Raw genomic sequence first — 24467 nt, 5'->3', positions numbered from 1 at the left:
GGCGGGACGCCCCCGCCGGGCCCCGCCGGGTCAGCCCGCTGGAACCGTCCGCTCTGCCGTGTTCCAGCCGGAGACCCGCACCCGTGGCTCGGACCCGTGCAGATCCGCCGTCCGGTAGGTGGCGGTCAGCGTCATCGATTCGCCCGGCCACAGGCTGACCTGGTTGTCCGACCACCGCACCGGCAGCACCGGCTTCCCCTTCGCGTCGACCAGATGGATGTCCGTCAGCAGCGACGGGGTCCTGCCCTTCCCCGTGTTGCGCACGGTCACCGTGGTGGTCGAGGTGCCGTCCGCCGACTCGGTCGAGGCCGTTGCCGACACCGGCACCTGGGCCATCGAAGCCAGCCCCTTGAGGTCGGCGTAGCTCGTCGTCGGCGTGTAGTACCAGTCGGTGTTGGCCCAGTCGAGCGTGTCCGCCTTGCTGGAGAGCCAGTACACGTTCCGGCTCACCTCCTTGCCGGAGGAGTCGGTCAGGGTGAGCCGCACCAGATACGTCGTCGACAGTCCGCTCACCGACGCGGGCAGCGTGAGCGCGTCGGCGTGCGCGCCGTCGCCCTTCACCGTCATCCCGGTGGCTGTCTTGTCGTACTTCTGCGTGCCGTCGGGGTTGAACAGCGTGGCCCGCGCGGTGAGTCCGGTGGCCGAGGCGTGCCGGTTGTTGACCACGACGACGGAACGGTTGTCGTAGGAGTACTGGATGTGCAGCGGCTCGTTGGCCTTCTTGGCCCCGAAGTAGGCGCCGCCCTGGTCGAGGTAACGGTCCAGCAGCTGCCAGTGCAGGGACGTCCAGCCGCTGTTGAACATCCAGTAGATCACCCCGGTGGACGGCTTCGAGGAGTCCGTCGCATTGCGTCCGTACGCCTCGTACTGGGCGCGCACGTTCTCGTACTGCGCGAGCTGCGCCTTGCGGACGTAGTCGGTGAGGCCCTCCGGGGAGCCGTAGCGGCCGGCGAGGGCGGCGTCGTAGATCTTCAGCGTGCCGAAGACCGGCGACGGGGAGCGGTGGTACTGCTTCATGCCCGGGTTCTTCCAGAGCGTGTCCAGCTCGGCGGGCGTCATCATCCGGCGCAGGGTGTCGAGGGTGGGGATGTCGGGTCCCGCGCTGGTCTCGGAGTTGAAGCCGGTGGCGCCGCCCTCGCGCTTGGCGTACCAGTAGTTCGGCGGGATCCAGTCGTAGGGGCCGGTCATCTTCATGCCCGAACTACCCGACTGCGGCGAGGACTTGGCGGACGCGGCGGAGACCACCGGGGTCGGCCAGTCGGCCGCCTTCAGGGCGTCCAGATAGTTCTTCTCGATCGTCCTGTCGGGCGCGAAGTCGCTGCCGATCAGGAAGGAGATGACACTCGGGTGATCGCGCAGCCGGGCCGCCTCGGCGGCCATCGAGGCCTTGGCGACGGGGTAGTCGGCGGCCGTCCACGGGTCGCCGGACTCGCCGCTCCCGTTGACCTGGCCCTCCCACTTGTCGCAGCACTCCCAGCCGGGCAGCGTGAGCACGCCGTAGCGGTCGGCGAGGTCGAAGAACTCGTCGGGCTCGATGTGGCCTTCCAGGCGGATGGTGTTCAGGCCCAGGTCGAGGGCGTACTTCAGCCGGTCCTCGACATAGGTCCGGTCCCAGCGCAGGAACTCGTCCGGTGACCAGCCGCCGCCCTTGATCAGCAGCTTGCGGCCGTTGATCCGGTACTGGCGGGCGCCGTCGGAGTTCAGCGGTGCCTGGACGTCGCGGATGCCGAAGGTCTCGTGCGCGGTGTCGGACCGGGTGCCGGAGACGGTGGCGGTGAGGTCGAGGTCGTACAGGGGCTGTCCGCCCATGGCCGCCGGCCACCACACCCTCGGCTCGGTGAGGTGCAGGCCGGGGAAGTCGGCCGGGGTGAAGGTGACCGTCTTCGTCTCATGGGCGGCGAGCGGGACGGTCCTCGTGAACGACGTTCCGCCGACGCTCCCGGAGACCTCGGCCGTGACGGCCGCGTCGGAGTCGTTGCGGGCCTGGGCCTTGACCGTCAGGTCGGCCGTGGCGAGCGAGGGCACGTCCAGCCGGGTCGTCACATGCGCGTCCCGCAGCGCCACCGGGCCGCCCCGGCGGACCAGGACGTCCCGGACGATGCCCATGTTCTCGTCCGGCGGCGGCTGGAGCCAGTCGATCCAGCCCATGGTGAGCTTCTTGTTGGGCACGTTCGGCTGGATCCGGAAGGCCACCGTGTTCGTGCCGGGACGGACCAGCGAGGTGACGTCCAGTTCGTGGCGGGTGTAGGCGCCGGAGACGTCCGCGGCCCCGGCGACCCGGTGGCCGTTGACATAGACGTCGGCCGCCGAGATCACCCCGCTGAAGTCGAGGTGGGTGCGCTCGGCGGTGTCGGCGACCCGGAAGTCGCTGCGGTACCACCACGGGACCTGGAAGTCGGCCTTGGGGATCTTCTGCTGGTTGGTGGAGTAGAACGGGTCCGCGTAGACGCCGTCGGCGAGCAGTGCCGCGAGGACGGTGGAGCGGGGGCCCGCCCGATACCAGCCGGCAGCCGGGTAGCCGGGGGAGGAGACGTCCGACGCGGAGTCGCTCACCTTGGCCGTCGACTGGATCGTGTAGCCCGAGAGCGGGGTGCCGGTGCCCGCGGCGGAGGGCACATGGGTGACCGGGGTGTGCCCGTGCGCCGGGGCCGGATGCCGGGACCCGGCCCAGGCACTGGTGGACAGCGAGCCGATCAGGCCCAGGGCCACGGCGGCTCCGGCGATGCGGTGTCGGGGGGCGGGGCGAGGGAACACGGCGGTCTCCAGCCTCGTAAAGTTAGGAAACTTTACTAACCCGCCTCAAGTTAGGGCTCCGCGGGGGCCGTGTCAATCACCGTGGCCCCTGCGGGAATTGGTCGTCACCCGGCCGACCTGCGCTCGAACACCATCTCCCGTGCCGTCCCCAGAGCCGTCGCCACCGCGCCGAGGAGCACCGCGTCCTCACCCAGTCGGCTCGGTGCGATCTTCGGGCGCAGCGGGGTGAGCGTGCGCAGATGGTCCCGGACCGGCCGCAGCAGCAGGTCCACGCTGTGGCCCACCCCGCCGCCGAGCACCACCAGATCCGGATCGAGCACGGCCGCCGCGGCGGCCACCGTGTGCGCTATCCGCTCGCCCTCCAGGTGAACCGCCCTGACCGCGGCGGTGTTTCCGTGCCGGGCCGCGTCGAACACGGCCTTGGCGGTCAGCTGCCCGCTCATCCCGAACCGGCGCGCCGCCTCGACGACGGCCACCCCCGACACCGCGTCCTCCAGCCGCTCCGGCTTCTGCTGCCCCGGCCAGGGCAGGAACCCGATCTCCCCGGCCAGCCCGTGCGCCCCGGTGAACAGCCGTCCCTCGCTGACGACCCCCATGCCGAGGCCGGTGCCGATCAGGATGTACGCGAACAGCCGGCTGCCCGCGCCGACCCCGTACGTGTACTCGCCCAGCGCCGCCAGGTTGGCGTCGTTGTGCACCTCCAGCGGTACGCCCAGCTCCTCGCGCAGCCGGTCGAGCAGTCCGGCGCGGCCCCACCCCGGCAGATGCATCGCGTACCGCACCCGCCGCGTCTTCTCGTCGTACACACCGGGCGTGCCCACCACACCGTGCACCACCTCGTCCGGGTCCACGCCGGAGTTGGCCACGACCTGGCGGGCGGTGGAGACGACCAGGTCGGCCAGGGCGCCCGAGCCGCGGGCGCGGTTGCGCACGTCGGACCGGGCCACCACCGTGCCGTCCAGGTCGGCGACCGCGACCCGCAGCCAGCTGCGGCCGATGTCCACGCCGAGCGCGTGACCGGCGGCCGGGTCGGGGGCGTACAGGACCGCGATCCGGCCGCGCTCGGGGGCATGGGTGCCGACCTCGTGGACGAGTCCGGCGGACTCCAGCGAGGCGAGCGCGCTGGACACGGTCGGCTTGGACAGTCCGGTCTCGCGTGCCAGCTGGGCGCGCGAGGCGGAACCGACGGCGCGCAGCCGGTCGAGGAGCAGCCGCTCGTTGGTGCTGCGCAGCCGCCGGCGGCTCCAGGGCTGTTCGTGCTGCTCTATGACGTCGCTGGCGGGCATCGCACCATTCTCACGCATTCCTCACGCATACTTGACGCATCTAGTAAGGCTCCTTAACTTTATCGGCCATCAGCCCCGCCGGATCGGCTCCAGCCCCGCCGGGCGAGCCTCTCCGTCCGCCGCGTCAGGAGTCCCCATGTCCGGTAGTCCGCCACCCACGGGTGGATTCGTCCGTCGCGTAGGCCTGTTCCAGGCCACCGCCATCAACATGAGCCAGATGTGCGGGATCGGTCCGTTCGTGACGATCCCGCTGATGGTCGCCGCATTCGGCGGCCCCCAGGCGGTGATCGGTTTTGTGGCGGGCGCGGTGCTGGCGCTCTGCGACGGACTGGTCTGGGCCGAGCTGGGCGCGGCGATGCCCGGCTCCGGCGGCAGTTACGTCTATCTCCGCCAGGCCTTCCAGTACCGCACGGGCCGGCTGATGCCGTTCCTGTTCGTCTGGACGGCGATGCTCTTCATCCCGCTGATCATGTCCACGGGTGTGGTCGGCTTCGTCCAGTACCTCGGCTATCTCGCCCCCGACCTCGGCAGGACCTCGGGCGATCTGATCGGTCTCGGCATCATCGCCCTGGTCGTGCTCCTGCTCTGGCGCGGCATCGAGCACATCGCCCGCATCACCGCCGTGATGTGGACCGTGATGATCGCCTCGGTGCTCCTGGTGATCGTCGCCGCAGCCACCGACTTCAGCCCCCACCTGGCCTTCACCTACCCGGCGCACGCCCTCGACCTCACCTCGAACCACTTCTGGCTCGGCTTCGCCGCGGGCCTGACCATCGGCATCTACGACTACCTCGGCTACAACACGACCGCCTACATGGGCGCCGAGATCAAGGACCCCGGCCGTACCCTGCCGCGCTCCATCCTCTTCTCGATCCTCGGCATCATGGTGATCTATCTGCTCCTGCAGATCGGCACGCTCGGTGTCATCGACTGGCACCGGATGACCGACCCCGCCGACATCGCCTCCACCTCGGTGGCCTCGGCCGTACTGGAGAAGACCTGGGGCAAGGGGGCCGCCGACACGGTGACCGTCCTGATCCTGATCACGGCGTTCGCCTCGGTCTTCACCGGCCTGCTCGGCGGCTCGCGGGTGCCCTACGACGCCGCCCGCGACCGCGTCTTCTTCCGCCCGTACGCGAAGCTGCACCCCGAGCATCGCTTCCCGATGCTCGGCCTGGCGACGATGGGCGTGATCACCGCGATCGGCTTCCTGATCGGCCGGCACACGGATCTGGCCACCCTGATCCAGCTCCTCACCACGGTGATGGTCCTCGTCCAGGCGCTGGCCCAGATCGTCGCCCTGACGGTGCTGCGCAGGCGCCGGCCGACGATGCCACGCCCCTACCGCATGTGGCTCTACCCCCTGCCGAGCATCGTCGCCTTCGTCGGCTGGTGCGTGATCTACGGCTACGCGGACAAGAACTCCCCGGGGCGCCACCCCATCGAGTGGTCCCTGGCCTGGGTCGTCCTCGGCTGCGTGGCGTTCCTGATCTGGGCGCGGCTGGAGAAGGTGTGGCCGTTCGGGGAGAAGGAGGTCTCCGAGGAGTACGCCGCCCCGCAGGCGCAGGACACGGAGCCCGCCGGCACCTGACGGCCGGCCCTCGGCAGCCGGAGGCCGGTCCGCCCCTGCGGACCGGCCTCGATTCCTATCCTTTCCTCTGTGTTCTCTTCGTGGCTCGGGTGCGCTACGGCATGGGAGCGGGTGCGCTCTTCGCCGCCGTACCGGCGCACATCAGCCCGAGGACGATGGCCAGGGCGCCGATGATGATGTTGTTCAGCACGACGCCGGTGTCCGGGCTGCTGCCGACGATCCAGGGCGCGATGATCATCCATATGCCCAGGGCGCACATGGCCCAGCTCAGGCCGTACATGCGCTCCGGGGCCGAGGTGAATCCGAGGGCCAGCAGGCCTATCGCGATGCCCACGATCAGGTTGTGGGTGGCGAGTGCGGGCTGGCTCGCCGAGTAGTGGAGGATCCACGGGGATGCCGCGCAGTACAGACCGAGCAGGAACACCGGTCCGTCGACCAGCGCCACATCCCGGCCACCGAGCATACGGGCGTAGCGTGCCCGCATTTCGTGGACATCGGGGTGGCTGGTTATGTCACCTCTGTGCGAGACGTTGGCCATGACTCGTCTCCTTTGACTTGCAGGCCTGACCGCGTCTGGTGCGGTGCGGTGAGCGCCGCGTAGGTACATTCTGCGCTTATTCCGCCTTTATATGTAGGGGTGGGACGGTTCCGGCAGTGGCTTCGACCCCGGCGACCCCGACCGGCGTAATGACATGTCCGCAGCGATCCGGGGCAGGTGGAGGGAAGGGGCGGCGCAGGGGTCCGTCGCTGGTCGAGGCCGGAGGTGAACCGCCGCTATGGGCGCGAAGGTGTTGAAGCGTTTTCCCGCCGGGGCTCCGCGTGGATCGTGGCCGGCGGAGGAGTACGCGGCCGCGCGCCGCGCCGAGGGCGAGCCCGCGACCGTCGTCATGGACCTGAAGTCCGACGCGTTCCTCGTGGTGGTGTTCACCTGTGAGGAGGAGGCCGCCTAGGTGTGTTGTCCGGAGGTCGGCCCTGCGGCGTCGGGAGCGTGCTCTCGGCGTGCCGGGTCTCGGCCCTCGTACTGGATGTACTTGGGTCGGGGCCCGGTGCGGCGAGTGGGGGTCCCCCCTGCTCGAAGAGCTTGGGGGAGCGTGCATGGTGTCGCGGGGCAGACGGGAACGTGACGACAGGGCCTAGCGCCGCGGGGAGGCCAGTGCGTCGAGGTGGGCCCTGCGTACCTTCGCCGTCTGCCCCTGCACCAGCAGGAACATCCCCTCGCGGGCCAGCCGCTGGGCGGGGCTGGACAGGGCCATGGTGCGTCCGCCGCCGGCCACGACCGCCGCGGTGGTGGCCGTGCGCATGAGGTCGTACGCCCGGGTCTTGAGAGCAAGGCGTTCCTCGATGTGCTCGTGCGGCACGGGGTGGTCGGCCAGCGCGTACGCCTGTCGCCGCACCTCGTCGAGGCGGACCCGCAGTGCCCCGGCCGTCTCGGCGCCGTCCGCGGCGCTCTCCAGCACGCGCAGCGCGGCATACGCCACGCCGAAGACCGCGGGGGAGGTGTTGGTGCTGCGCGGGATGTCGATCAGGGCGAACTTCTCCCTCGGGGTGCGCAGCACCACGGACTCCCCGGGCAGCCACAGGCCGTCCAGTTCGAGCGACACCGTCCGGGCCGCGGTCAGCGCCGCGAGCCGCATCGGCGGCGAGGGACGCAGCCCCGGCTGCTCGCGCGCGTCGGCGAACGCGAACACCACGTCGTCCCGCGCGGAGACGCCGGCGAGGAGCATCACGTCGTTCAGACCCCAGCCCGTGTACCAGGGCACGGTGCCGTCGAAGCGCCAGCCGCCCCGCTCGGCCGTGGCGCGCACGGGAACCCGGGGGAAGGAGCGGACGTGGGCGTAGGCGATCCCGGCCAGCCGCGCGCCCGTCGCCAGCGGACGCAACAGTCGCTCCCGCACGGGGAGTTCGGACCTCGCGAGCAGCTTCACCGGGGTGTGGTGCTGCGTCTGCACGAACCAGGTGGAGCAGCATGCCCCGGCCAGGATCTCCGCGATCTCCCGGGCCACCGCGTCGGGGGCGCCCGCTCCGCCGTACTCGCGCGGCGCGCTCACACCGAGCAGCCCGGAGCGCCTGACCGCCTCGATGTGGCTCACCGGTACGCCCTCCCGGTCGACGTGCTCGGCCCGCGGGGCGAGCAGATCGTCCGCGAGCAGGCGGGCACCGGCGACGAGTGGATGTGCTGCCGTGGTCATGGAAAAGATTCTCCCGAAGGGGTGAGGCGAGGTGTCGATCCGGGTGACCGTCATTCGTGTAGGAGGTGACGGACACCCCACGACGCCAAGGAGGACGTCATGAAGCACTACCTGCTCAGCGTGGTCCAGCCGGCCGGCGGCACGCCTCCCGCCCCCGACGAGCTCGCCGCGATCATGCGCGACGTCGAGGCCTTCAACCAGGAGCTGCGCGACGCCGGAGCCTGGGTGTTCGCGGGCGGGCTGCACGGCCCGGAGACGGCCACCGTGCTGCGCCCCAAGGACGGCGACGTGCTGATCACCGACGGGCCGTACGCCGAGGGCAAGGAGTATCTGGGCGGCCTGTGCCTGATCAGGGCCGCCGACCTGGACGAGGCCCTGGCGTGGGGCAGGAAGGCCGCGCTGGCCACCACCCTCCCCATCGAGGTACGGCCCTTCGTCGACCAGCACTGATGCCCGACGCCACCGACGTCGAGGCCGTCTTCCGCGCCGAGTACGGGCGCGCGGTCTCCGTCCTCGTCCGCTTCCTCGGCGACATCGACCTCGCCGAGGAAGCGGTCCAGGACGCCTTCACCACGGCCGTCCGGAAGTGGCCGCACACCGGGGTGCCTGCCAGCCCGGCCGGCTGGATCATCACCACCGCGCGCAACAGCGCGATCGACCGTCTGCGCCGCGAGTCCTCCCGGGACGCCCGGCAGGCCGAGGCCGCCCGGCTGTACGCGCCCGACGCACCGGCCGAGGAGGGCCCTGTGCGCGACGACCGGCTCCGGCTGATCTTCACCTGCTGTTATCCCGCGCTCGCCCTCCAGGCCCGCGTCGCGCTCACCCTGCGGCTGCTCGGCGGACTCGGCACCGCGCAGATCGCCCGCGCCTTCCTGGTGCCCGAGCCCACCCTGGCCCAGCGCATCGTGCGGGCCAAGGCGAAGATCCGTGACGCGGGCATCCCGTACCGGGTGCCCCGCGACGCCGACCTCCCCGACCGGCTGAACGGTGTGCTGGCCGTCGTGTACCTGATCTTCAACGAGGGCTACACCGGCGATCCCGGCCTGTGCGCCGAAGCCGTACGCCTCGGCCGGCTGCTCGCCGAGCTCATGCCGGACGAGCCCGAGGCCATCGGGCTCCTCGCGCTGATGCTGCTGATCGAGGCACGCCGGCCCGCCCGGCAGGACGAGCAGGGTGCGCTGGTGCCGCTGCCCGAGCAGGACCGTGCCCTGTGGGACCGCGACCTGATCGCGGAGGGCCAGGACCTCGTCCGCCGCTGCCTGCGCCGCAACCGGCCGGGCCCGTACCAGATCCAGGCCGCGATCAACGCCGTGCACAGCGACGCGCCGACGGCCGCGGCCACCGACTGGGGGCAGGTCCTGCGCCTGTACGACCAGCTGATGGCCATCGCCCCGAGCCCGGTGGTCGCCCTGAACCGGGCGGTCGCGGTGGCCGAGGTCGTGGGCCCGCACACCGCCCTCGACCTGGTGGACGCGCTGGACCTCGACACGTACCACGTGCTCCACGCCGTCCGCGCCGACCTGCTGCGCCGCCTCGGCCGCCACACCGAGGCGGTACGGGAGTACGAAGCCGCCGTCGAGCTCACCGAGAGCCCCGCGGAACGCGCCCACCTCGAACGCCGGCGGCGCGACCTCACGCGCTGAGCGCTTCCCGCGGCACGGGTTCCGCCTGACGCCCACGGCCCGGGAATGTATTTCGGTGACTGAAAGGTTGCCATTTACATCTGACCGATCGAGACCGTACTCTCGGGCCGCAAGACCCGAGCACACCAGCGAGGCATCGTGAACCACTCCACCCCCGAGCAGCCCGCCGACATCGTGGCCCGACTGCGCGCCACCTTCCGTACCGGCCGTACCAAGCCCGTCGAATGGCGCACGGGTCAGCTGCACCGCCTGCGCGAGATGCTCACGGAGAAGGGCCCCGAACTGGCCGCCGCGCTCCACGCGGACCTGGGCAAGAGTTCCACCGAGGCCTATCGCACCGAGATCGACTTCACCGTCCGCGAGATCGACCACACCCTGGGGCACCTCACGCAGTGGCTGCGTCCCGAGTCCGCACCCGTCCCGGCGCACCTCGGCGACGACGCGCGGGCCTGGACGCAGTACGACCCCCTCGGCGTCGTCCTTGTCATCGCCCCCTGGAACTACCCGGCCCAGCTCCTGCTCGCCCCGATGGTCGGCGCGCTGGCGGCCGGAAACGCGGTGGTGGCCAAGCCGAGCGAACTGGCCCCGGCCACCTCGGCCGCGCTGGCCGAGCTGATCCCCGAGTACCTCGACACCGAGGCGGTCGCGGTGGTCGAGGGCGGCGTGCCCGAGACCACCGCCCTGCTGGCCGAGCGCTTCGACCACATCTTCTACACCGGCAACGGCACGGTCGGCCGCATCGTGATGCGCGCCGCCGCCGAGCACCTCACCCCGGTCACCCTCGAACTCGGCGGCAAGTCACCGGTGTTCGTCGACCGCGACGCCGACATCGAGGTGGTCGCGGACCGGCTGGCGCGCGGCAAGTTCCTCAACGCCGGCCAGACCTGCGTGGCCCCGGACTACGTCCTGACCGACCCTCGGACCGCCGCGGCCCTGGAGCCCGCGCTGGTGCGCGCCGTCGAGGAGGTGTACGGCGCGGACCCCGCGGCCTCGGCCGAATACGGCCGGATCGTCAACGAGCGCCACTTCGACCGGCTCGGCCAACTGCTCGGCTCGGGCCGCGTGGTGCTCGGCGGCGGCAGCGACCGCGGGACCAAGTACCTCGCGCCGACCGTGCTGGCCGACGTCGACCCGAAGTCCCCGGTCATGCAGGAGGAGATCTTCGGCCCGATCCTGCCGATCGTCACCGTGGCCGACCTCGACGAGGCCATCGGCTTCATCAACGACCGCGACAAGCCCCTCGCGCTGTACGTCTTCACCGAGTCCGACGGCACGCGGGCGCGGATCGCCGCCGAGACCTCCTCCGGCGGCCTCGGCTACGGCCTGCCGCTCGCCCATCTCACCGTCTCCGACCTGCCGTTCGGCGGTGTCGGCGAGAGCGGGATGGGCAGCTACCACGGCCGCTACTCGATCGAGACGTTCAGCCACCGCAAGGCGGTGCTGGAGAAGCCGCTGAGCTGACCCCGTCAGCCCTTCGGGGCCCGGCCGTTCGGGCGGCCGGGCCCGACCCCTACTCCTGACGCCCCTTCACAGGGCATGGTGTCATGCACCTGACTGCCTCCTCCGAGGAAAGGCACCCGCATGCGCACCCCCCACGCCCTTCTCGCCACGACCGCCGCGCTGGCCGCCGCGGTCGTGGCACCTCCTTCCCATGCCGCCACCGCGGTCCCGGCCCCCGGCGCCTACTACGTCCAGAGCGCCGTGACCGGCCTCGACGCGGCGGACAACGGCGGAGCGGTGGAACAGCACAGACCCAAGGGCAACGAGGACCACCAGCAGTGGAATCTCCGGACGAGCGGATCCTCGTACGTCCTGGAGAGCACCGACACGGCCGGCAGCTGCCTCGGCCGCTCCGGCGACCAGGCCCGGACCGTGTCCTGCGCGAGCGCCGACGCGGCCTGGGAGATCGGCACGGCCGACGCCGACCGCTACACGCTCAAGGAGCCGGGCACCGACCGCCATCTGACCGTGGCGCCCCAGCCCTCCGGCGCCAACTACCCCGCCCAGCTGGCCATCGGCACCTCGGACACCCTCGCCGCCTGGTACCTCACCCCGGTCGCCCCCGCCACCGGCCCCATGCCGCCGCAGGACCGGCGCACCCTCGACCAGGTCACGTTCCTCACCGCGCACAACGCCTACGCCAACGGAGTCGACGGCGGCTTCGCCCCGCCGTTCGTGAACTTCTTCCCCAACCAGGCCCGCGGCATCGACCGGCAACTCGCCGATGGCGTCCGCGGATTCATGCTGGACATCCACCAGACCCCGGACGGCGCGATCCTGTGCCACAACAGCTGCACGCTGGTCAGCAGGCCGGTCGCGCTGTGGGTGGACGTGCAGCGGATGGTGAACTTCCTCAAGGCCAACCCCGACCAGTTCATCACCATCTTCCTGGAGGACTATGTCGATCCCGGCGTCCTGCGCTCCGAACTCGCCCGCGTCAGCGGCCTGTCGGACCTGCTCTACCGTCCCGACCGGACGGGTGTGCGGCAGAACGGCTGGCCCCGGCTCGCCGACCTGATCGCCGCGAACCAGCGGCTGCTGATCTTCACCGACCACAGCCGCTCCGCCGACGAGTCCGCGGGACTGACCCGGGACAGCTTCGGTGTGATGTACCAGCGGGAGTGGACCGTCGAGAACTACTGGTCCATGGGATCGGGCCTGGGCTCCTCGGACTGGTCCTGCTACAGCCGCTGGTACGACCCGGGCACCAACATCCCGCTCACCCGCACCGAGACGGGCTTCAGACCGCTGTTCGTCATGAACCACTTCCGTGACGCCACCATCGCCTCCACCGCCGGCACGGACAACACCAAACTCGCCGACCGCGCCCGGCGCTTCTGCGAGCCCGCGGCCCGCAAGAAGCCCAACTTCCTTGCCGTGGACCGCTATGACCTCGGCGACCCGGCGTCGGCCGTCGCGGCCCTGAACACCTACACCTATCCGTAAACCGCTCGCGGCGGGGCCCGGGGCCCGTGCGGGACTCCGCCGATGACCTCCTGAACGATCACCGCGGACGCCGCGGGCACCCAGACCCTCGGTGACCTCCCCGTCAGCCGCGTCGGCTCCGGCGCCATGCGGCTGACGGGCAGCGCGGCCTTCCGTCTGGGCACGCCCAGCGACCGTGAACGGTCCATCGCCGTGCTGCGCAGGGCCGTCGAGCTCGGCGTGAACCACATCGACACGGCCGCCTTCTACTTCTCGTCCCTGCGCTCCGCCAACGAACTCATCATCAGCGCGCTCGGCCCGTACCCCGACGACCTGGTCGTCGTCACCAGGGTCGGCCCCTGGCGCGACCACCACGGGGAGTGGGCCAGCCCGGCCCGGCCCGACCAACTGCGCGGACACGTCGAGGAGAACCTGCGCCGGCTGGGGCGCGACCACCTGGATGTCGTCAACTTCCGCCGGACCGCTCACCAGTGGTGTGTCCAGAACCGGTACGCGCTCGACCGGCCCGACCCCGTGGACGACGAGGTGCTGCGCGGCTGCGCCGAGCGGGACATCGCCTTCGTGCCGTTCTACGCGGTCGCCGGAGACAGCGGACCACGCGGTGCGACGGAGAACCACGACGAAGCGGTGCTCGTCGTCGCCCGGGAGCACGGAGCGAGTCCCGCCCAGGTCCGCATCGCCTGGACCCTGCACCAGGGCCCGCACGTGCTCGCCGTCCCCGGCACCGGCAACCCCGACCACCTGGCCGATCACGTCGCCGCGGGCGCGCTGCGACGCACCGAGGCCGAGCCGGCGCGACTGAGCGGGGGCCGTACGGCAGCGGCGGGCACGCAGTGATGCCACCCCTACGGACCGACTACAATCACGTAGACGATCTAGCGCATCGTGGACGAGGACGGAGTGAGGAACGTTCCCATGGCCGACTCGAAGGATGAACGGGCCGACGTGAAGGACGAGCGTCGGCCGTCCGGCGAGCTCGAGGCGAGCGTCATGGCCGCCCTCTGGGCCGCCGCCGCGCCCCAGACGCCCGGCCAGGTGCAGCTCAGCCTCGGCTCCGGCCTGGCGCGCACCACGGTGACGACGATCCTCTCCCGCCTGCACGACAAGGGTGTCGTCGACCGGCGGCGTCAGGGCCGCGGCTATGCCTACTTCCCGGTCCAGGACGCCCAGGGCCTCACCGCCCGCCGTATGCACACCGAACTCGACCGCGACAGCGACCGCGAAACGGTGCTCGCCCGCTTCGTCGCCCAGCTCAGCGCCGACGACGAGCGCGTCCTGCGCGACCTGCTCGAACCCGGAGAGCGATGACAGTCCTGCTGCTGGTGCCGCTGCTGCTGCCGTGCGCCCTGCCGGTCCTGGCCCGGCGGGCCCTCGACCGGCTCGTGCCCGCCGCCGCGCTGTGGCTGATCACGGTCTCGGCCGTGGTCCTCGCGGGCTGTTCGGTGGCCGCGCTGGGCGCGTTCGTGCTCATCGGGCTGCTCAAGCTGCCGCTGTTCGCCGCGCTCGGTGAGCTCGTGCATCCGCTGAGCACCGCCTCCGACGTCTTCGTCGTCCCGGCGGCGGCGACCTCCGTGGGAGCCCTGGCCGTGTGCGCCTGGACCCTCGTCCGCTCGGTGCTCCACCAGACCCGTGCCTTCCGCGCGGCGCGCTCGGCGGCCGGCCGCGGACCGGCGGCGGGTGATCTGTGCGTGGTCGACTCGCCGCGCCCCGACGCCTACGCCCTGCCCGGGCGCCCGCACCGCATCGTCGTCACCACCGCGATGCTGCGCAGCCTGGACGCCGCCGAGCGGGAGGCGCTGTTCGCGCACGAGCGGGCGCACAACGAGGGCGGCCACCACTACTTCCTCGCGGCGGCCGAGCTCGCCGCCCACTGCCATCCCGCGCTGCGGCCGGTCCGCGACACCATCCGGCTCGCCGTCGAACGCGCCGCCGACGAGGCCGCGGCGACCGCCGTGGGCGACCGGCGCCTGACCGCCCGTGCCATCGCCCGTGCGGCCCTGGCCGGCCACGACGCCGCCCTGGAACGTCCGGACTTCGCCCCCGCCGCGACCACCGGCCCCGTCCCGCGGCGCGTCCAGGCCCTGCTGGCCGCCCCGCCCGCCCCGCGTCGCGCCGCCCGCTCGATCGCCGTCCTCCTGGCCGCCTGCACGGCCGTCTCCTGCGTCGCCTCGGCCACCGGCATGATCGATTTCCATCACCGGGTGGAGGTCGCGCAGGGCGACGCGAGCCGCTGAGCGAGCCTCCGCCGCGCGGCTGTCCGGGGGAGAAGCAGGCACCGTTCTGCCTACCTCCCGGGGCGACTGGCGTCCGCGACGTTTTACGTATAACCTCACCCGCTAACCACCCTCACCGAGAGGTCCCGATGAGACGCGTCGCCCTGGTCACCCTCGTCGTCGACGACTACGACGAGGCGATCCGCTTCTACACCGAGGCCCTCGGATTCAGGCTCGCCGAGGACACGCCGCGCCCGGACGGCTCCCGCTGGGTCGTCGTCGAACCGGGGGCTGAGGAGGGCGGCACCGGACTGCTGCTCGCCCGCGCCAAGGGGGAGGACCAGCGGGCCCGAGTCGGCGACCAGACCGGCGGACGCGTCGGGTTCTTCCTGCACACCGACGACTTCGCCCGCGACCACGCCCGGATGACCGCCGCCGGCGTGACCTTCCTGGAGGAGCCGCGCCACGAGCCGTACGGAAGCGTCGCCGTCTTCCAGGACCTGTACGGCAACCGCTGGGACCTGCTCCAGCCCGCCGGCTGAGCTTCCTTTCGCCGCAGGCTCCTCCCGCCGCACGCACCTTCCTCGGCACGCACCTCCCGCCACACGCTCCCATCGCCGCTTCGAACCTCACGCTCAAGGAAAGACCCGCCATGACTGCTACGCGCGTAGACGCCGAAGTGATCCGCCGCCTCCCCAAGGCCGTCCTGCACGACCACCTCGATGGCGGGCTGCGCCCCGCCACTGTCGTCGAGCTCGCGGCCGCGGTCGGCCACACCCTGCCCACCACCGACCCGGACGAGCTCGCCGCCTGGTACTTCGAGGCTGCCAACTCCGGCGATCTGGTGCGCTACATAGCCACCTTCGAGCACACCCTCGCCGTCATGCAGAACCGCGAGGGCCTGCTGCGCGTCGCCGAGGAGTACGTCCTGGACCTGGCCGCCGACGGTGTCGTCTACGCCGAGGTGCGCTACGCCCCCGAGCTGAACACCCGGGGCGGGCTGTCGCTGAGCGAGGTCGTGGAGACCGTCCAGGAGGGCCTCGCCGCCGGTATGGCCAAGGCGGCCGCCGCCGGCACCCCCGTCCGGGTCGGCACCCTGCTCTGCGGCATGCGGATGTTCGACCGCGTCCGCGAGGCCGCCGACCTGGCCGTCGCCTACCGTGACGCCGGCGTCGTCGGCTTCGACATCGCCGGCGCCGAGGACGGCTTCCCGCCCGCCGACCACCTGGACGCCTTCGAGCACCTGCGCCGCGAGAGCGTGCCCTTCACCATCCACGCCGGTGAGGCGCACGGCCTGCCCAGCATCCACCAGGCCCTCCAGGTGTGCGGCGCCCAGCGCATCGGCCACGGCGTGCGCCTGACCGAGGACATCGTCGACGGCAAGCTCGGCCGCCTCGCCGGCTGGGTGCGCGACCGCCGCATCGCCCTGGAGATGTGCCCGACCTCCAACCTCCAGACGGGCTGCGCCACCTCCATCGCCGAGCACCCCATCACGGCCCTGAAGGACCTCGGCTTCCGGGTCACCGTCAACACCGACAACCGGCTGGTGTCCGGTACGACCATGACCCGGGAGTTGTCCCTGCTGGTCGAGGAGGCGGGCTGGACGGTCGAGGACCTGCGCACGGTCACCGTGAACGCCCTCAAGAGCGCGTTCATCCCGTTCGACGAGCGCAACGCCCTCATCGAGGACGTGGTCCTGCCGGGTTACGCTGCCGCGCTCTGAAGCAGCCCCCGCAGATAGGCGGCCTGTCCGATGTGCTGCAGATCGTCGGACAGGACGCTGACCAGCCGTACGCCTAGGCTCACCGGCGGATCCCAGCGCTCGTCCACGATGCGCTCCAGATCCTTGGCAGGCAGTTCGCGCAGCACCCCCAGGGTCTGCTCGTGCACGGCGTCGTAGTACCCGGTCAGCAGCCCGGCGGACTCGACGCGCACCTTGGCGACCTTCGCCGCGCCGTGGCCGTATCCCGTGTCCCGGCGCGGCAGGTCGAGTCCGAAGCGCTTCTCCCAGCCCTGTGAGAGCCACACCTGTTCGAGGTCGAAGGCGTCGGCGACATGGTCGTCCTGGACCCGGGTGAGATGCCAGACGAGCCAGGCGACGGAGTTGGCGTCGGGCGCCGGGCGGGCGTGCAGCGTGTCCGGTCCGAGGCCGTCGAGGGTGGCATGGACTTCTTCCTGGATGCGGCTGTAGCCGTCGATGAGGATGTCCCTTGCATGCATAGGTCCACCATCGCGCATCGCACGCCCTCACGCGTCCGGAATCCAGCTCCCGTGGAAGCCCAGCGGCACCCGTCCCGGCAGCCGGATCCGGGCCACCGGCTCGCCCGTGAAGTCCTGGGCCGCGAGAATCAACAGGTCCGCCGCACCCCGGTCCGGGTTGTGGACGTACGCGATCGCGTATCCGTCGTCCTCGGCGGACTTCGGGTCCGTGGGGTCCCGCGGCACGAACACGGCCTCGCCGGCCGCCGCGCCCTTCGGCAGCCGGTGCACCCGGGCCGTGCCGCGCAACAGGTCGTGCTTGATGAGCGCGTTGGAGAAGGCGCGGTCGGGCGGGTTCCCGTCGGGGGCGAGGTAGGCCAGCGTCAGGTCGGCGGCGGCCGCCGAGTAGCCGTAGCGATGGCGGCGGGACACCAACGCCTCGTTCACGCGCGGGAATTCCTGCGGCCGGTCGTCGAGCGTCCGCTGCCGCACGCGTCCGTGGCGCAGATCGATCGTCCAGCGCTCGAGCCTCGCGGTCCCCGCCGCGTAGGGCCCGTCCGAGCCGCGCCCGGCGACGTAGAACGGTGCCGGATACGTCGTCAGGTCGACGACCACGGACGACCCCTCGTCGTAGGCGTTGAGGGTGTGCGAGAAGAAGACCGGCTCGATGCGGAACCAGCGCACGGCGCCGCCCGTCCGCGGCATGACACCCACGCGCGTGGGGTGCTTCCGGTTCCAGCGGTACGGCACCGGAGCGCCGCGCTCGGCCGCCGCCGGGTCGAAGGTGACCGGGATGTCGAAGACGACCACGTGCTTCTCGGTGAGCGCGAAGTCGTGCATCATCGGCGCCTCCGACACCGGGATCCGCGTCGTGCGCGCGACCCGGCCGGCCGGGTCCACGACCAGGTGCCGGACGTGGTCCCAGGTCGGGTAGTAGGCGACGGCGTGCAACTCGCCCGCGCACGCGTCGTACTTGGTGTGCGCGGTGAACGCGCCCTCCAGAGTGCCCCGGAAGTCGTGGGTGCCGACCGTGCTGAGCTCGCCGTCGAGTTCGTACGGCAGCGGCCCGCTCTCCTGGAGCGCGAGGATCCGCCCCCGGTACGGGATCACATGCGTGTTGCACGCGAAGTCGTCCGGCGGGATTGGGCCCGGGTAGGGCTCGCCCAGCTTCCTCGTCACCTGGGAGGAGCGAACCCAGCGGTTGCGGTACCACTCCGCCCGGCCGTCGCGCAGCCGGACGCCGTGCACCATGCCCTCGCCGAGCATCCAGTGGTGGGCGCGCGGATCCTCCAGGCCCAGGACGTTGGGGCCGTTGCGCAGGAAGCGGCCGTTCAGTTCGCGGGGGATGCGGCCGGTGACCGGGAGGTCGAAGGCCGTCAACTCCTCGGTGACGGGAGTGAACGCGCCTTCCAGGAAGGGGTGGTGACGGTCCGTCGCCCTTCCTGGACGGGCCGCGGCCCGAGGCCCGGCCGCCCCGACGAGTGCGCCCGCCGCCGCCATTCCGGCAGCGCCGCGCAGCACGCCCCGCCGTGTGTGTTCCGCCATGTCCGGTTCTCCTGACCGTAGTTGCCGTGAGGAACGGTCATGAGTCTGCGGTGGCGGGACGCCGAGGTCAGGAGGGGTGGGCCCCGTCTTGGGGTGTCGCCAGACCCCCTGTTTCGAGCAGGGCGACCAGCGCGCGGGCCGCCGGGCTGGTGGCCGTCTCGGGCGGCAGCAGGGCGACCGTCTCGTACTCCGCCTCGCCCGTGCCCTTGAGGGGGAGCGCCAGCAGAGAGGTCCGCTTGTGCCGGAAGTGCCGCGGTACGACGGCGATCCCGAGGTTCTCGTCGACCAGGTCCAGGAGACTGTGCACGTCGTTGACCTCCAGCGCCACCGTACGGCGGACGCCGGCCGCGGTGAAGGCGGCGTCGGTGGTGCGGCGCGGGCCCCAGTCCGGGTGGAAGTCGACGAAGACCTCGCCGCCGAGGTCGTCCGCCGTGAGGGCCGCTCCGCCCCTGGCGAGGCGGTGGTGCGGGTGGCAGAGCACGGTCATCGGCTCGCTCGTCAGCGGCACCGAGCGCAGCTGGTCCGTGTCGTCCTGCGTGCGGTAGGCGAAGGCCAGGTCGAGCCGCCCGGCCGCGACCTCCTCGGCCAGCGCGCCGGAGCCCGCCTGCCGCAGCCTGATCTCCACGTCCGGGTGCCGGCGCCGGAACGCGGCCAGCAGCCGCGCCACATGCACCCCGGCGATGCACTGCTCGGTGCCGAGCGCCAGCGTCCCGCGCAGCACGCCCTGCACCGCGGCCACCGCCTCGTGCGCCGCCCGGACCTGTGCCAGGATCCGCTCGGCCTCGGCGAGGAGCGCCCGCCCGGCCTCGGTCAGCGTCACCCGGCGGGTGGTGCGCACGAACAGCGGAGCCCTGAGCTCCCGCTCCAGCGCCCGGATCGAGGCCGACAGACCCGACTGGGACACCATCAGCCGCTCGGCGGCCCGGGTGAAGTGCTGGTCCTCGGCGACCGCGACGAAGTGCTGGAGGTGGCGCAATTCCATGATTGAGAAGCCTAGCCGCACAATTCCATCGGATTCTTCTGTTGGACCGCTGTACCCGGCCCGGGGAAGAGTGGAAGAGGTAGATCCTGTGCCCACCCCTCTGGAGTCGCGTTGTACACCGCACACCCCGACCGCTACGCCGACATGCCCTACCGGCGCACCGGACGCAGTGGTCTGAAGCTTCCCGCGCTGTCGCTCGGCCTGTGGCACAACTTCGGCCCCGACCGTCCGGTGCAGACCCAGCGCGCCATCCTGCGCCGCGCCTTCGACCTCGGCGTCACCCACTTCGACCTGGCCAACAACTACGGCCCGCCGCCCGGCGCCGCCGAGTCCGCCCTCGGCGAGGCGCTGAAGGCGGACTTCGCTTCGTACCGTGACGAGCTGGTCATCTCCACCAAGGCCGGGTACCTGATGTGGCCCGGTCCGTACGGCGAGTGGGGCTCGCGCAAGTACGTGCTGTCCTCGCTCGACCAGAGCCTCACCCGGATGGGTCTGGATCACGTCGACATCTTCTACTCGCACCGCCCCGACCCTCAGACTCCGCTGGAGGAGACGATGGGCGCCCTGCACTCGGCGGTCCAGCAGGGCAAGGCACTCTACGTCGGCGTCTCCAACTATTCGGCGGAGCAGACCCGCGAGGCCGCGCGCATCCTCGGCGAGCTGGGTACCCCGCTCCTCATCCACCAGCCGCGCTACTCGATGCTCGACCGCCGCCCCGAGGACGAGGGCCTGCTGGACGCCCTGGACGAACTCCAGGTCGGCTCCATCGTCTACTCCCCGCTGGAGCAGGGCCTGCTCACCGGGCGCTACCTCGACGGCATCCCGGAGGACTCCCGCGCCGCGAGCGACAGCCCCTTCCTGAACTCGGACGCGGTCACCGAGGACCTGGTCGGCCGGCTGCGCGCACTCGACGAGATCGCCAAGTCCCGCGGCCAGACCCTGGCCCAGCTGGCCCTCGCCTGGGTGCTGCGCGGCGGACGGGTGACCTCCGCCCTGGTCGGCGCGAGCAGCCCGCAGCAGATCGAGGACAGCGTCGGCACCATCCGCAACCTGGACTTCGACGCCGAGGAACTGGCGCGGATCGAGGCGATCGTCAAGCCGTAGGGCGCACGCCCACACCCCGGAGGCGGACCGCCGCCTCCGGGCCGAGCGCACGGCAGCACGCCGGGCAGACCCTAGGAGCCGAGCCGTTCCAGCAGGTGCACGGTCACCGTCTCGCCCTCCTCCTTGCCGATGATCTTGCGGACCTCGGCCTTCACCGGCAGCTTGTGGGTGCCGTCGCCCAGGGCCATGAAGGAGCTTCGGAACGGCTCCCCGTCGATCGTGCCGCGCACCTTGACGAGTCCGCGGGTGCCGAAGAACTCCACGGAGTCGGGCCACACGACATACGTCCACCCGCCCTGTTGGGGACTCTTGCGCAGGACCGCGGTGAATCGCGCGTCCAGGTCTCCCGCCTTGGTCATGTCGTCCTCCGCTCGCGGTGCTCTCCTTGGGCCTTGCCACCTCAAGAGACCACCGCGAGCGGGAAAACTCATCGCGGACCTCGCGGGTCACACCCCGGCGGGTACCCGGTCCAGGAAGCCGAGCACCTGCCTGATCCGGCCCTCGGCGTCCAGCGTGATCACGTCGAAGCCGGCCACCGGCGCAGAGCCGTCCGCGTCGTTCACCAGCTCCCAGGCGAAGCGCGCCGTGTCGTGGTGCCCGTCCACGGCGCCGAGGGGACGGAAGGAGAAACCGGGGAACTGCTGGTGCGCCGCCGCGATCACGGCCGTGATCTGCTCGTGCCCGCGGACGTCGGCGAGCGGGTCGGTGTAGCCGCCGTCCGCGCTCCAGGCCTCGGCGACCGCCTTCGCCAGGGCCTCGGGCTCGGTGGCGTTCCAGGCCTCGAAGTAGCGGGCGACGGCACTCTCGTAACGGTCGGTGTTCACGGACATGGCGAATCAGCCTCCATCGGTGTTGTTCTTGCTGGTCAGGAACCGGATCCTCGGTTTGTCGAGCCGGTACGACCACCATGCCCGGGTCCACGGGACGGGTCGATTACCCCCGGGGTAATCACCGCGGGACGGAGCGGGAACCGCATTTCGGCCAAAAGGTGCGGTGAATATGCCAAGAGACTGGCCGGAAAGTCATGGTGACAGTGTTTCGGGAGTGAAGATACTCAAACGCCAGGGGCACTTCACCGCACAGGAGCCGCACGGAAAGCGAGGACCGGCCGGCACACGAGGAAACGCGACGGGGGAGTGATCGTGCACGACGAATTCCTGTGCCATGTCACGGCGTACGGCACGTGCGAGGGGCGGCGCATCGGCGTCCCCCTCGGCACCTATCGCGCGCCCACGCTGGCCCTGGCGCTGTGGTGGCTGCGGGACCGCGCCTCCTGGATCGCCGAGCGACTCGACCCCTTACCCGAGAACCCGCGCTTCCCCACCGGCGCCCTCGTCCCGGTCGCGCAGAGCGTGGCCGACGTGCCCGGCGTGCTGCGCGCCTGGTGTGCCGACAGTGCCCAACAGGAACTGGTGGCCGACGAGTTGGCGGGCGGCCGGCTGGTGCGGATCGCGGCCAGCGACGACACCACCGAGTACGAGCTGCTCGCCGAGTCGGTCGACGCCCTGCGTATGCAGCGCACCATCCCGGCGCTCGTCGTTCCCGTCGCCTGACACGTGACAGCGGCCCGGGGCGGGGTGGTGGCGGCCCGGCGGACGACCGCGACCGCCGGAGGTCCGGGGCCGACCCGTGGCCAGGCGCACATGTGAGCGAATCGGTAGAATTCAGGCCATGGCGGAGCGGCAGGTCGCCCCGACTGCGCCCGAGCTCGTGCTGGAGACCGACGCGGGCTCCACGGTGATGAGTCCGGAGCGCGACTACCACGTGGGACGGGATCCGTTGTGCGACGTCTTCATCGACGACGCCCGGGTCTCGTGGCACCACGCGGTGCTGCGCCCCGAGGACGGCCACTGGACGCTGGAGGACGAACACAGCACCAACGGCACCTACGCCGACGGCCGCCGTATCCAGGAGTCGGGCGTCGGGCCGGGCAGCGTCATCCGCTTCGGCAGCCCGTCCGACGGGCCCCGCGCGGTCCTGGTCGGCCGCCCCGAGCCCGCCCCGGACCGTCCCTCCGCCGTGTCGATGCCCGCGCTGACGGGCACCTTCCGGCAGCCCACCACCGTACGGCCGCTGCCCACGCGCACCGTCCGCATCGGCCGCGCCGCCGACAACGACCTCGTCGTCGACGACCTGATCGTCTCCCGCCGGCACGCCGAACTGCGCGCCCTCGCCGACGGCACGTACGAGATCGCCGACGTCGGCAGCCACAACGGCACCTACCTCAACGGCCAGCCCGTCACCCGCGCCCGGATCCGCCCCGGCGACATCGTCGGCATCGGCCACTCCACGTTCAGCCTCGTGGGCGACACCCTGCAGGAGTACATCGACACCGGTGAGGTCTCCCTCGACGTGCAGGACCTCACGGTTGCCGTCGACCGCGGCCACAAGATCCTCCTCGACCGCGTCTCCTTCCCGGTGGGGGAGAAGTGCCTGCTGGCGGTCGTCGGACCCAGCGGCGCGGGCAAGTCCACGCTGCTCAACGCCCTCACCGGACAGCGCCCCGCCGACCACGGCACCGTCCTGTACGACGGCCGCGACCTCTACCGCGACTACGCCGAGCTGCGCCAGCGCATCGGCCTGGTCCCGCAGGACGACATCCTGCACGCCCAGCTGACCGTGCACGCCGCCCTGTCCTACTCCGCCGAGCTGCGCTTCCCGCAGGACACGGCCCCCGAAGAGCGCCGGACCCGGGTCGACGAGGTGATCCGGGAACTGGGCCTGGAACAGCGCACCGGCCAGCCCGTGCACAGCCTCTCGGGCGGCCAGCGCAAACGGGTCAGCGTGGCCCTCGAGCTGCTGACCAAGCCGTCGCTGCTCTTCCTCGACGAGCCGACCTCCGGACTCGACCCCGGCATGGACCGGTCGGTGATGCACATGCTGCGCGGGCTCGCCGACGACGGCCGTACCGTCATCGTCGTCACCCACAGCGTCCTCAGCCTCGACGTCTGCGACCGCCTCCTGGTGCTCGCGCCGGGCGGCAAGGTGGCGTACTACGGGCAGCCCGACGACGCCCTCGCCTTCTTCGGCTTCGAGCACTGGCCGGAGGCCTTCGAGGCCTTCGAACGCGACCGGGAGCGCGACTGGGCGCGGGAGTACCGCGAATCGCCCTTCCACCGGCACTACATCGCCGAGGCGACCGCACAGCCCCGCCGCCCCGGCGCGGGACCGGTCGCCCCGGCCCCGCCGCCCCGCCCCCGCAGCTGGGGCGCCCAGCTCGGCACCCTGGTGCGCCGCTACACGGCCGCGCTCGCCGCCGACCGCATCTTCGTGGTCACGATGATCGCGCTGCCCTTCGTGATGGGCGTGATGGCCCGCGCCCTGTCGGGACCGAAACTGACCCTGGACACCGCGATGAACGCGCTGCTCATCCTGTGCGTCGGCGGCGTGTTCATGGGCGCGGCCAACGCCGTGCGCGAACTCGTCAAGGAACGCGTGATCTACCAGCGTGAGCGTGCTGTCGGCCTGTCCAGATCGGCGTACCTGGTCTCCAAGGTCGTCGTCCTGGGCACGATCACCGTGCTCCAGGCCGTGGTGCTCACCCTCGTCGGGCTGCTCGGGGTCGATCTCAACGCGCCCGGCGGCAGGGGCGTACTGACGGCGCCGCTGCTCGAAATCACCGTCACGGTCGCCCTGCTCTCCTTCACCGCGATGATGCTCGGCCTGGTGGTCTCGGCGGTGGTGCGCAAGGAGGACGTGACGATGCCGCTGCTGGTGCTGATCTCCATCGTCCAGCTGGTCTTCTGCGGTGCCCTGCTGAAGCTGTACGGCGTGCCCGGTCTGGAACAGATCGCCTGGCTGGTACCCGCCCGGTGGGCCCTCGGCGCGATGGCCGGCACCATCGAGGTGTCCCGGATCGTCCCCGGCCGGCTGACCGCCGACCCGCTGTTCCGGCATGCGGCGGATGTGTGGCTGGTCAACATGGCGATGCTGGTGGTGCTCTCGGTGGTCTTCGGCGTCCTGGTCTCCTGGCTGCTGCGCCGGTACGAACCCGTGGTGATGCGGAAGTAGGCGG

Annotated in this window: 23 protein-coding genes; 14 read left to right on the top strand and 9 right to left on the bottom strand. The window is 71.5% G+C overall.

Annotated features, from left to right (window positions below; translation table 11 throughout):
* Positions 1 to 30: 30 nt before the first annotated feature.
* Positions 31 to 2754, bottom strand: coding sequence for a glycoside hydrolase family 2 protein (locus ACZ4EG_RS11485; RefSeq protein WP_467790479.1), 2724 nt, complete (start codon positions 2752 to 2754; stop codon positions 31 to 33).
* Between the two features lie 104 nt (positions 2755 to 2858).
* Positions 2859 to 4040, bottom strand: coding sequence for an ROK family transcriptional regulator (locus ACZ4EG_RS11480; RefSeq protein ID WP_453550331.1), 1182 nt, complete (start codon positions 4038 to 4040; stop codon positions 2859 to 2861).
* A gap of 136 nt (positions 4041 to 4176) precedes the next feature.
* Here ACZ4EG_RS11480 and ACZ4EG_RS11475 point away from each other — a divergent pair, with 136 nt between their 5' ends.
* The gene (locus ACZ4EG_RS11475; protein WP_467790478.1) at positions 4177 to 5631 is read left to right on the top strand and encodes an APC family permease; all 1455 of its coding nucleotides are present in this window, start codon (positions 4177 to 4179) and stop codon (positions 5629 to 5631) included.
* A gap of 94 nt (positions 5632 to 5725) precedes the next feature.
* On the opposite strand, the gene ACZ4EG_RS11470 is transcribed toward ACZ4EG_RS11475, so the two are convergent.
* Positions 5726 to 6169 (bottom strand): SPW repeat protein, encoded by a 444-nt coding sequence (locus ACZ4EG_RS11470; protein ID WP_453550327.1) that lies wholly within the window; start codon positions 6167 to 6169, stop codon positions 5726 to 5728.
* Positions 6170 to 6407: 238 nt separating this feature from the next.
* On the opposite strand from ACZ4EG_RS11470, the gene ACZ4EG_RS11465 reads away from it, so the two are divergent.
* Positions 6408 to 6581, top strand: a complete 174-nt coding sequence (locus ACZ4EG_RS11465; RefSeq protein WP_467790477.1) for a hypothetical protein — start codon at positions 6408 to 6410, stop codon at positions 6579 to 6581.
* A 183-nt stretch (positions 6582 to 6764) separates the two neighbouring features.
* On the opposite strand, the gene ACZ4EG_RS11460 is transcribed toward ACZ4EG_RS11465, so the two are convergent.
* On the bottom strand, positions 6765 to 7820 hold the full coding sequence (locus ACZ4EG_RS11460; protein WP_467790476.1) for an acyl-CoA dehydrogenase family protein: 1056 nt from the start codon (positions 7818 to 7820) through the stop codon (positions 6765 to 6767).
* A 99-nt stretch (positions 7821 to 7919) separates the two neighbouring features.
* Here ACZ4EG_RS11460 and ACZ4EG_RS11455 point away from each other — a divergent pair, with 99 nt between their 5' ends.
* The 9 genes from ACZ4EG_RS11455 to ACZ4EG_RS11415 all read left to right on the top strand — a co-directional run bounded on the left by ACZ4EG_RS11455 (position 7920) and on the right by ACZ4EG_RS11415 (position 16345).
* Positions 7920 to 8270: a YciI family protein gene (locus tag ACZ4EG_RS11455; protein WP_467790475.1), complete on the top strand. Its 351-nt coding sequence runs from the start codon at positions 7920 to 7922 to the stop codon at positions 8268 to 8270.
* Positions 8270 to 9463, top strand: coding sequence for an RNA polymerase sigma factor (locus ACZ4EG_RS11450; protein ID WP_467790474.1), 1194 nt, complete (start codon positions 8270 to 8272; stop codon positions 9461 to 9463). The genes ACZ4EG_RS11455 and ACZ4EG_RS11450 overlap by 1 nt, the downstream gene beginning before the upstream one ends.
* Positions 9464 to 9601: 138 nt before the next feature.
* A complete protein-coding gene (locus ACZ4EG_RS11445) occupies positions 9602 to 10924 on the top strand; it encodes an aldehyde dehydrogenase family protein (protein WP_467790473.1) in 1323 nt (440 codons plus the stop codon).
* 120 nt (positions 10925 to 11044) lie between these two features.
* Positions 11045 to 12409, top strand: a complete 1365-nt coding sequence (locus ACZ4EG_RS11440; RefSeq protein WP_467790472.1) for a phospholipase — start codon at positions 11045 to 11047, stop codon at positions 12407 to 12409.
* A gap of 57 nt (positions 12410 to 12466) precedes the next feature.
* Positions 12467 to 13246: an aldo/keto reductase gene (locus ACZ4EG_RS11435; RefSeq protein ID WP_467790808.1), complete on the top strand. Its 780-nt coding sequence runs from the start codon at positions 12467 to 12469 to the stop codon at positions 13244 to 13246.
* A gap of 78 nt (positions 13247 to 13324) precedes the next feature.
* Positions 13325 to 13717 carry a BlaI/MecI/CopY family transcriptional regulator gene (locus tag ACZ4EG_RS11430; RefSeq protein ID WP_453550310.1) on the top strand — a complete coding sequence of 131 codons (393 nt, stop codon included), beginning with the start codon at positions 13325 to 13327 and terminating at the stop codon, positions 13715 to 13717.
* Entirely contained in the window at positions 13714 to 14643 is a 930-nt protein-coding gene (locus ACZ4EG_RS11425; RefSeq protein ID WP_453550308.1) for a M48 family metalloprotease, read from the top strand. Before ACZ4EG_RS11430 ends, ACZ4EG_RS11425 begins: the two co-directional genes overlap by 4 nt.
* 128 nt (positions 14644 to 14771) lie before the next feature.
* Entirely contained in the window at positions 14772 to 15164 is a 393-nt protein-coding gene (locus tag ACZ4EG_RS11420) for a VOC family protein (protein ID WP_467790471.1), read from the top strand.
* A gap of 110 nt (positions 15165 to 15274) precedes the next feature.
* Positions 15275 to 16345, top strand: coding sequence for an adenosine deaminase (locus tag ACZ4EG_RS11415; protein WP_467790470.1), 1071 nt, complete (start codon positions 15275 to 15277; stop codon positions 16343 to 16345).
* Here the strand turns inward: ACZ4EG_RS11415 and ACZ4EG_RS11410 are convergent.
* The 3 genes from ACZ4EG_RS11410 to ACZ4EG_RS11400 all read right to left on the bottom strand — a co-directional run bounded on the left by ACZ4EG_RS11410 (position 16327) and on the right by ACZ4EG_RS11400 (position 19348).
* Positions 16327 to 16842, bottom strand: a complete 516-nt coding sequence (locus tag ACZ4EG_RS11410) for a mycothiol transferase (RefSeq protein ID WP_467790469.1) — start codon at positions 16840 to 16842, stop codon at positions 16327 to 16329. The two genes, ACZ4EG_RS11415 and ACZ4EG_RS11410, sit on opposite strands and share 19 nt — an antisense overlap.
* 27 nt (positions 16843 to 16869) lie before the next feature.
* On the bottom strand, positions 16870 to 18366 hold the full coding sequence (locus ACZ4EG_RS11405; RefSeq protein ID WP_467790468.1) for a carotenoid oxygenase family protein: 1497 nt from the start codon (positions 18364 to 18366) through the stop codon (positions 16870 to 16872).
* A gap of 67 nt (positions 18367 to 18433) precedes the next feature.
* On the bottom strand, positions 18434 to 19348 hold the full coding sequence (locus ACZ4EG_RS11400; RefSeq protein WP_467790467.1) for a LysR family transcriptional regulator: 915 nt from the start codon (positions 19346 to 19348) through the stop codon (positions 18434 to 18436).
* A gap of 111 nt (positions 19349 to 19459) precedes the next feature.
* Between ACZ4EG_RS11400 and mgrA the strand changes: the two genes are divergently transcribed.
* Positions 19460 to 20452, top strand: a complete 993-nt coding sequence (gene mgrA / locus ACZ4EG_RS11395) for an L-glyceraldehyde 3-phosphate reductase (protein ID WP_467790466.1) — start codon at positions 19460 to 19462, stop codon at positions 20450 to 20452.
* 71 nt (positions 20453 to 20523) lie between these two features.
* Here the strand turns inward: mgrA and ACZ4EG_RS11390 are convergent, their stop codons facing one another.
* Entirely contained in the window at positions 20524 to 20811 is a 288-nt protein-coding gene (locus ACZ4EG_RS11390; protein ID WP_467790465.1) for a DUF1905 domain-containing protein, read from the bottom strand.
* Positions 20812 to 20898: 87 nt separating this feature from the next.
* A complete protein-coding gene (locus ACZ4EG_RS11385) occupies positions 20899 to 21282 on the bottom strand; it encodes a nuclear transport factor 2 family protein (RefSeq protein ID WP_467790464.1) in 384 nt (127 codons plus the stop codon).
* 312 nt (positions 21283 to 21594) lie between these two features.
* On the opposite strand from ACZ4EG_RS11385, the gene ACZ4EG_RS11380 reads away from it, so the two are divergent.
* On the top strand, positions 21595 to 22005 hold the full coding sequence (locus ACZ4EG_RS11380; protein ID WP_390710754.1) for a hypothetical protein: 411 nt from the start codon (positions 21595 to 21597) through the stop codon (positions 22003 to 22005).
* A gap of 118 nt (positions 22006 to 22123) precedes the next feature.
* Positions 22124 to 24463: an ABC transporter ATP-binding protein/permease gene (locus ACZ4EG_RS11375; RefSeq protein WP_467790463.1), complete on the top strand. Its 2340-nt coding sequence runs from the start codon at positions 22124 to 22126 to the stop codon at positions 24461 to 24463.
* The last annotated feature ends 4 nt before the right edge of the window (positions 24464 to 24467 follow it).

This window comes from Streptomyces sp. NPDC025638 (assembly GCF_055558775.1).
This window is presented reverse-complemented; position numbering and strand designations above follow the sequence as displayed.

What these genes read in the sequence shown, in the direction of transcription:
- ACZ4EG_RS11480 (WP_453550331.1), bottom strand. Translation starts at nt 4,040, where the DNA reads ATGCCCGCCAGCGACGTCATAGAGCAGCACGAACAGCCCTGGAGCCGC.
- ACZ4EG_RS11475 (WP_467790478.1), top strand. Translation starts at nt 4,177, where the DNA reads ATGTCCGGTAGTCCGCCACCCACGGGTGGATTCGTCCGTCGCGTAGGC.
- ACZ4EG_RS11470 (WP_453550327.1), bottom strand. Translation starts at nt 6,169, where the DNA reads ATGGCCAACGTCTCGCACAGAGGTGACATAACCAGCCACCCCGATGTC.
- ACZ4EG_RS11465 (WP_467790477.1), top strand. Translation starts at nt 6,408, where the DNA reads ATGGGCGCGAAGGTGTTGAAGCGTTTTCCCGCCGGGGCTCCGCGTGGA.
- ACZ4EG_RS11460 (WP_467790476.1), bottom strand. Translation starts at nt 7,820, where the DNA reads ATGACCACGGCAGCACATCCACTCGTCGCCGGTGCCCGCCTGCTCGCG.
- ACZ4EG_RS11455 (WP_467790475.1), top strand. Translation starts at nt 7,920, where the DNA reads ATGAAGCACTACCTGCTCAGCGTGGTCCAGCCGGCCGGCGGCACGCCT.
- ACZ4EG_RS11450 (WP_467790474.1), top strand. Translation starts at nt 8,270, where the DNA reads ATGCCCGACGCCACCGACGTCGAGGCCGTCTTCCGCGCCGAGTACGGG.
- ACZ4EG_RS11440 (WP_467790472.1), top strand. Translation starts at nt 11,045, where the DNA reads ATGCGCACCCCCCACGCCCTTCTCGCCACGACCGCCGCGCTGGCCGCC.
- ACZ4EG_RS11430 (WP_453550310.1), top strand. Translation starts at nt 13,325, where the DNA reads ATGGCCGACTCGAAGGATGAACGGGCCGACGTGAAGGACGAGCGTCGG.
- ACZ4EG_RS11425 (WP_453550308.1), top strand. Translation starts at nt 13,714, where the DNA reads ATGACAGTCCTGCTGCTGGTGCCGCTGCTGCTGCCGTGCGCCCTGCCG.
- ACZ4EG_RS11420 (WP_467790471.1), top strand. Translation starts at nt 14,772, where the DNA reads ATGAGACGCGTCGCCCTGGTCACCCTCGTCGTCGACGACTACGACGAG.
- ACZ4EG_RS11415 (WP_467790470.1), top strand. Translation starts at nt 15,275, where the DNA reads ATGACTGCTACGCGCGTAGACGCCGAAGTGATCCGCCGCCTCCCCAAG.
- ACZ4EG_RS11410 (WP_467790469.1), bottom strand. Translation starts at nt 16,842, where the DNA reads ATGCATGCAAGGGACATCCTCATCGACGGCTACAGCCGCATCCAGGAA.
- ACZ4EG_RS11405 (WP_467790468.1), bottom strand. Translation starts at nt 18,366, where the DNA reads ATGGCGGAACACACACGGCGGGGCGTGCTGCGCGGCGCTGCCGGAATG.
- ACZ4EG_RS11400 (WP_467790467.1), bottom strand. Translation starts at nt 19,348, where the DNA reads ATGGAATTGCGCCACCTCCAGCACTTCGTCGCGGTCGCCGAGGACCAG.
- ACZ4EG_RS11390 (WP_467790465.1), bottom strand. Translation starts at nt 20,811, where the DNA reads ATGACCAAGGCGGGAGACCTGGACGCGCGATTCACCGCGGTCCTGCGC.
- ACZ4EG_RS11385 (WP_467790464.1), bottom strand. Translation starts at nt 21,282, where the DNA reads ATGTCCGTGAACACCGACCGTTACGAGAGTGCCGTCGCCCGCTACTTC.
- ACZ4EG_RS11375 (WP_467790463.1), top strand. Translation starts at nt 22,124, where the DNA reads ATGGCGGAGCGGCAGGTCGCCCCGACTGCGCCCGAGCTCGTGCTGGAG.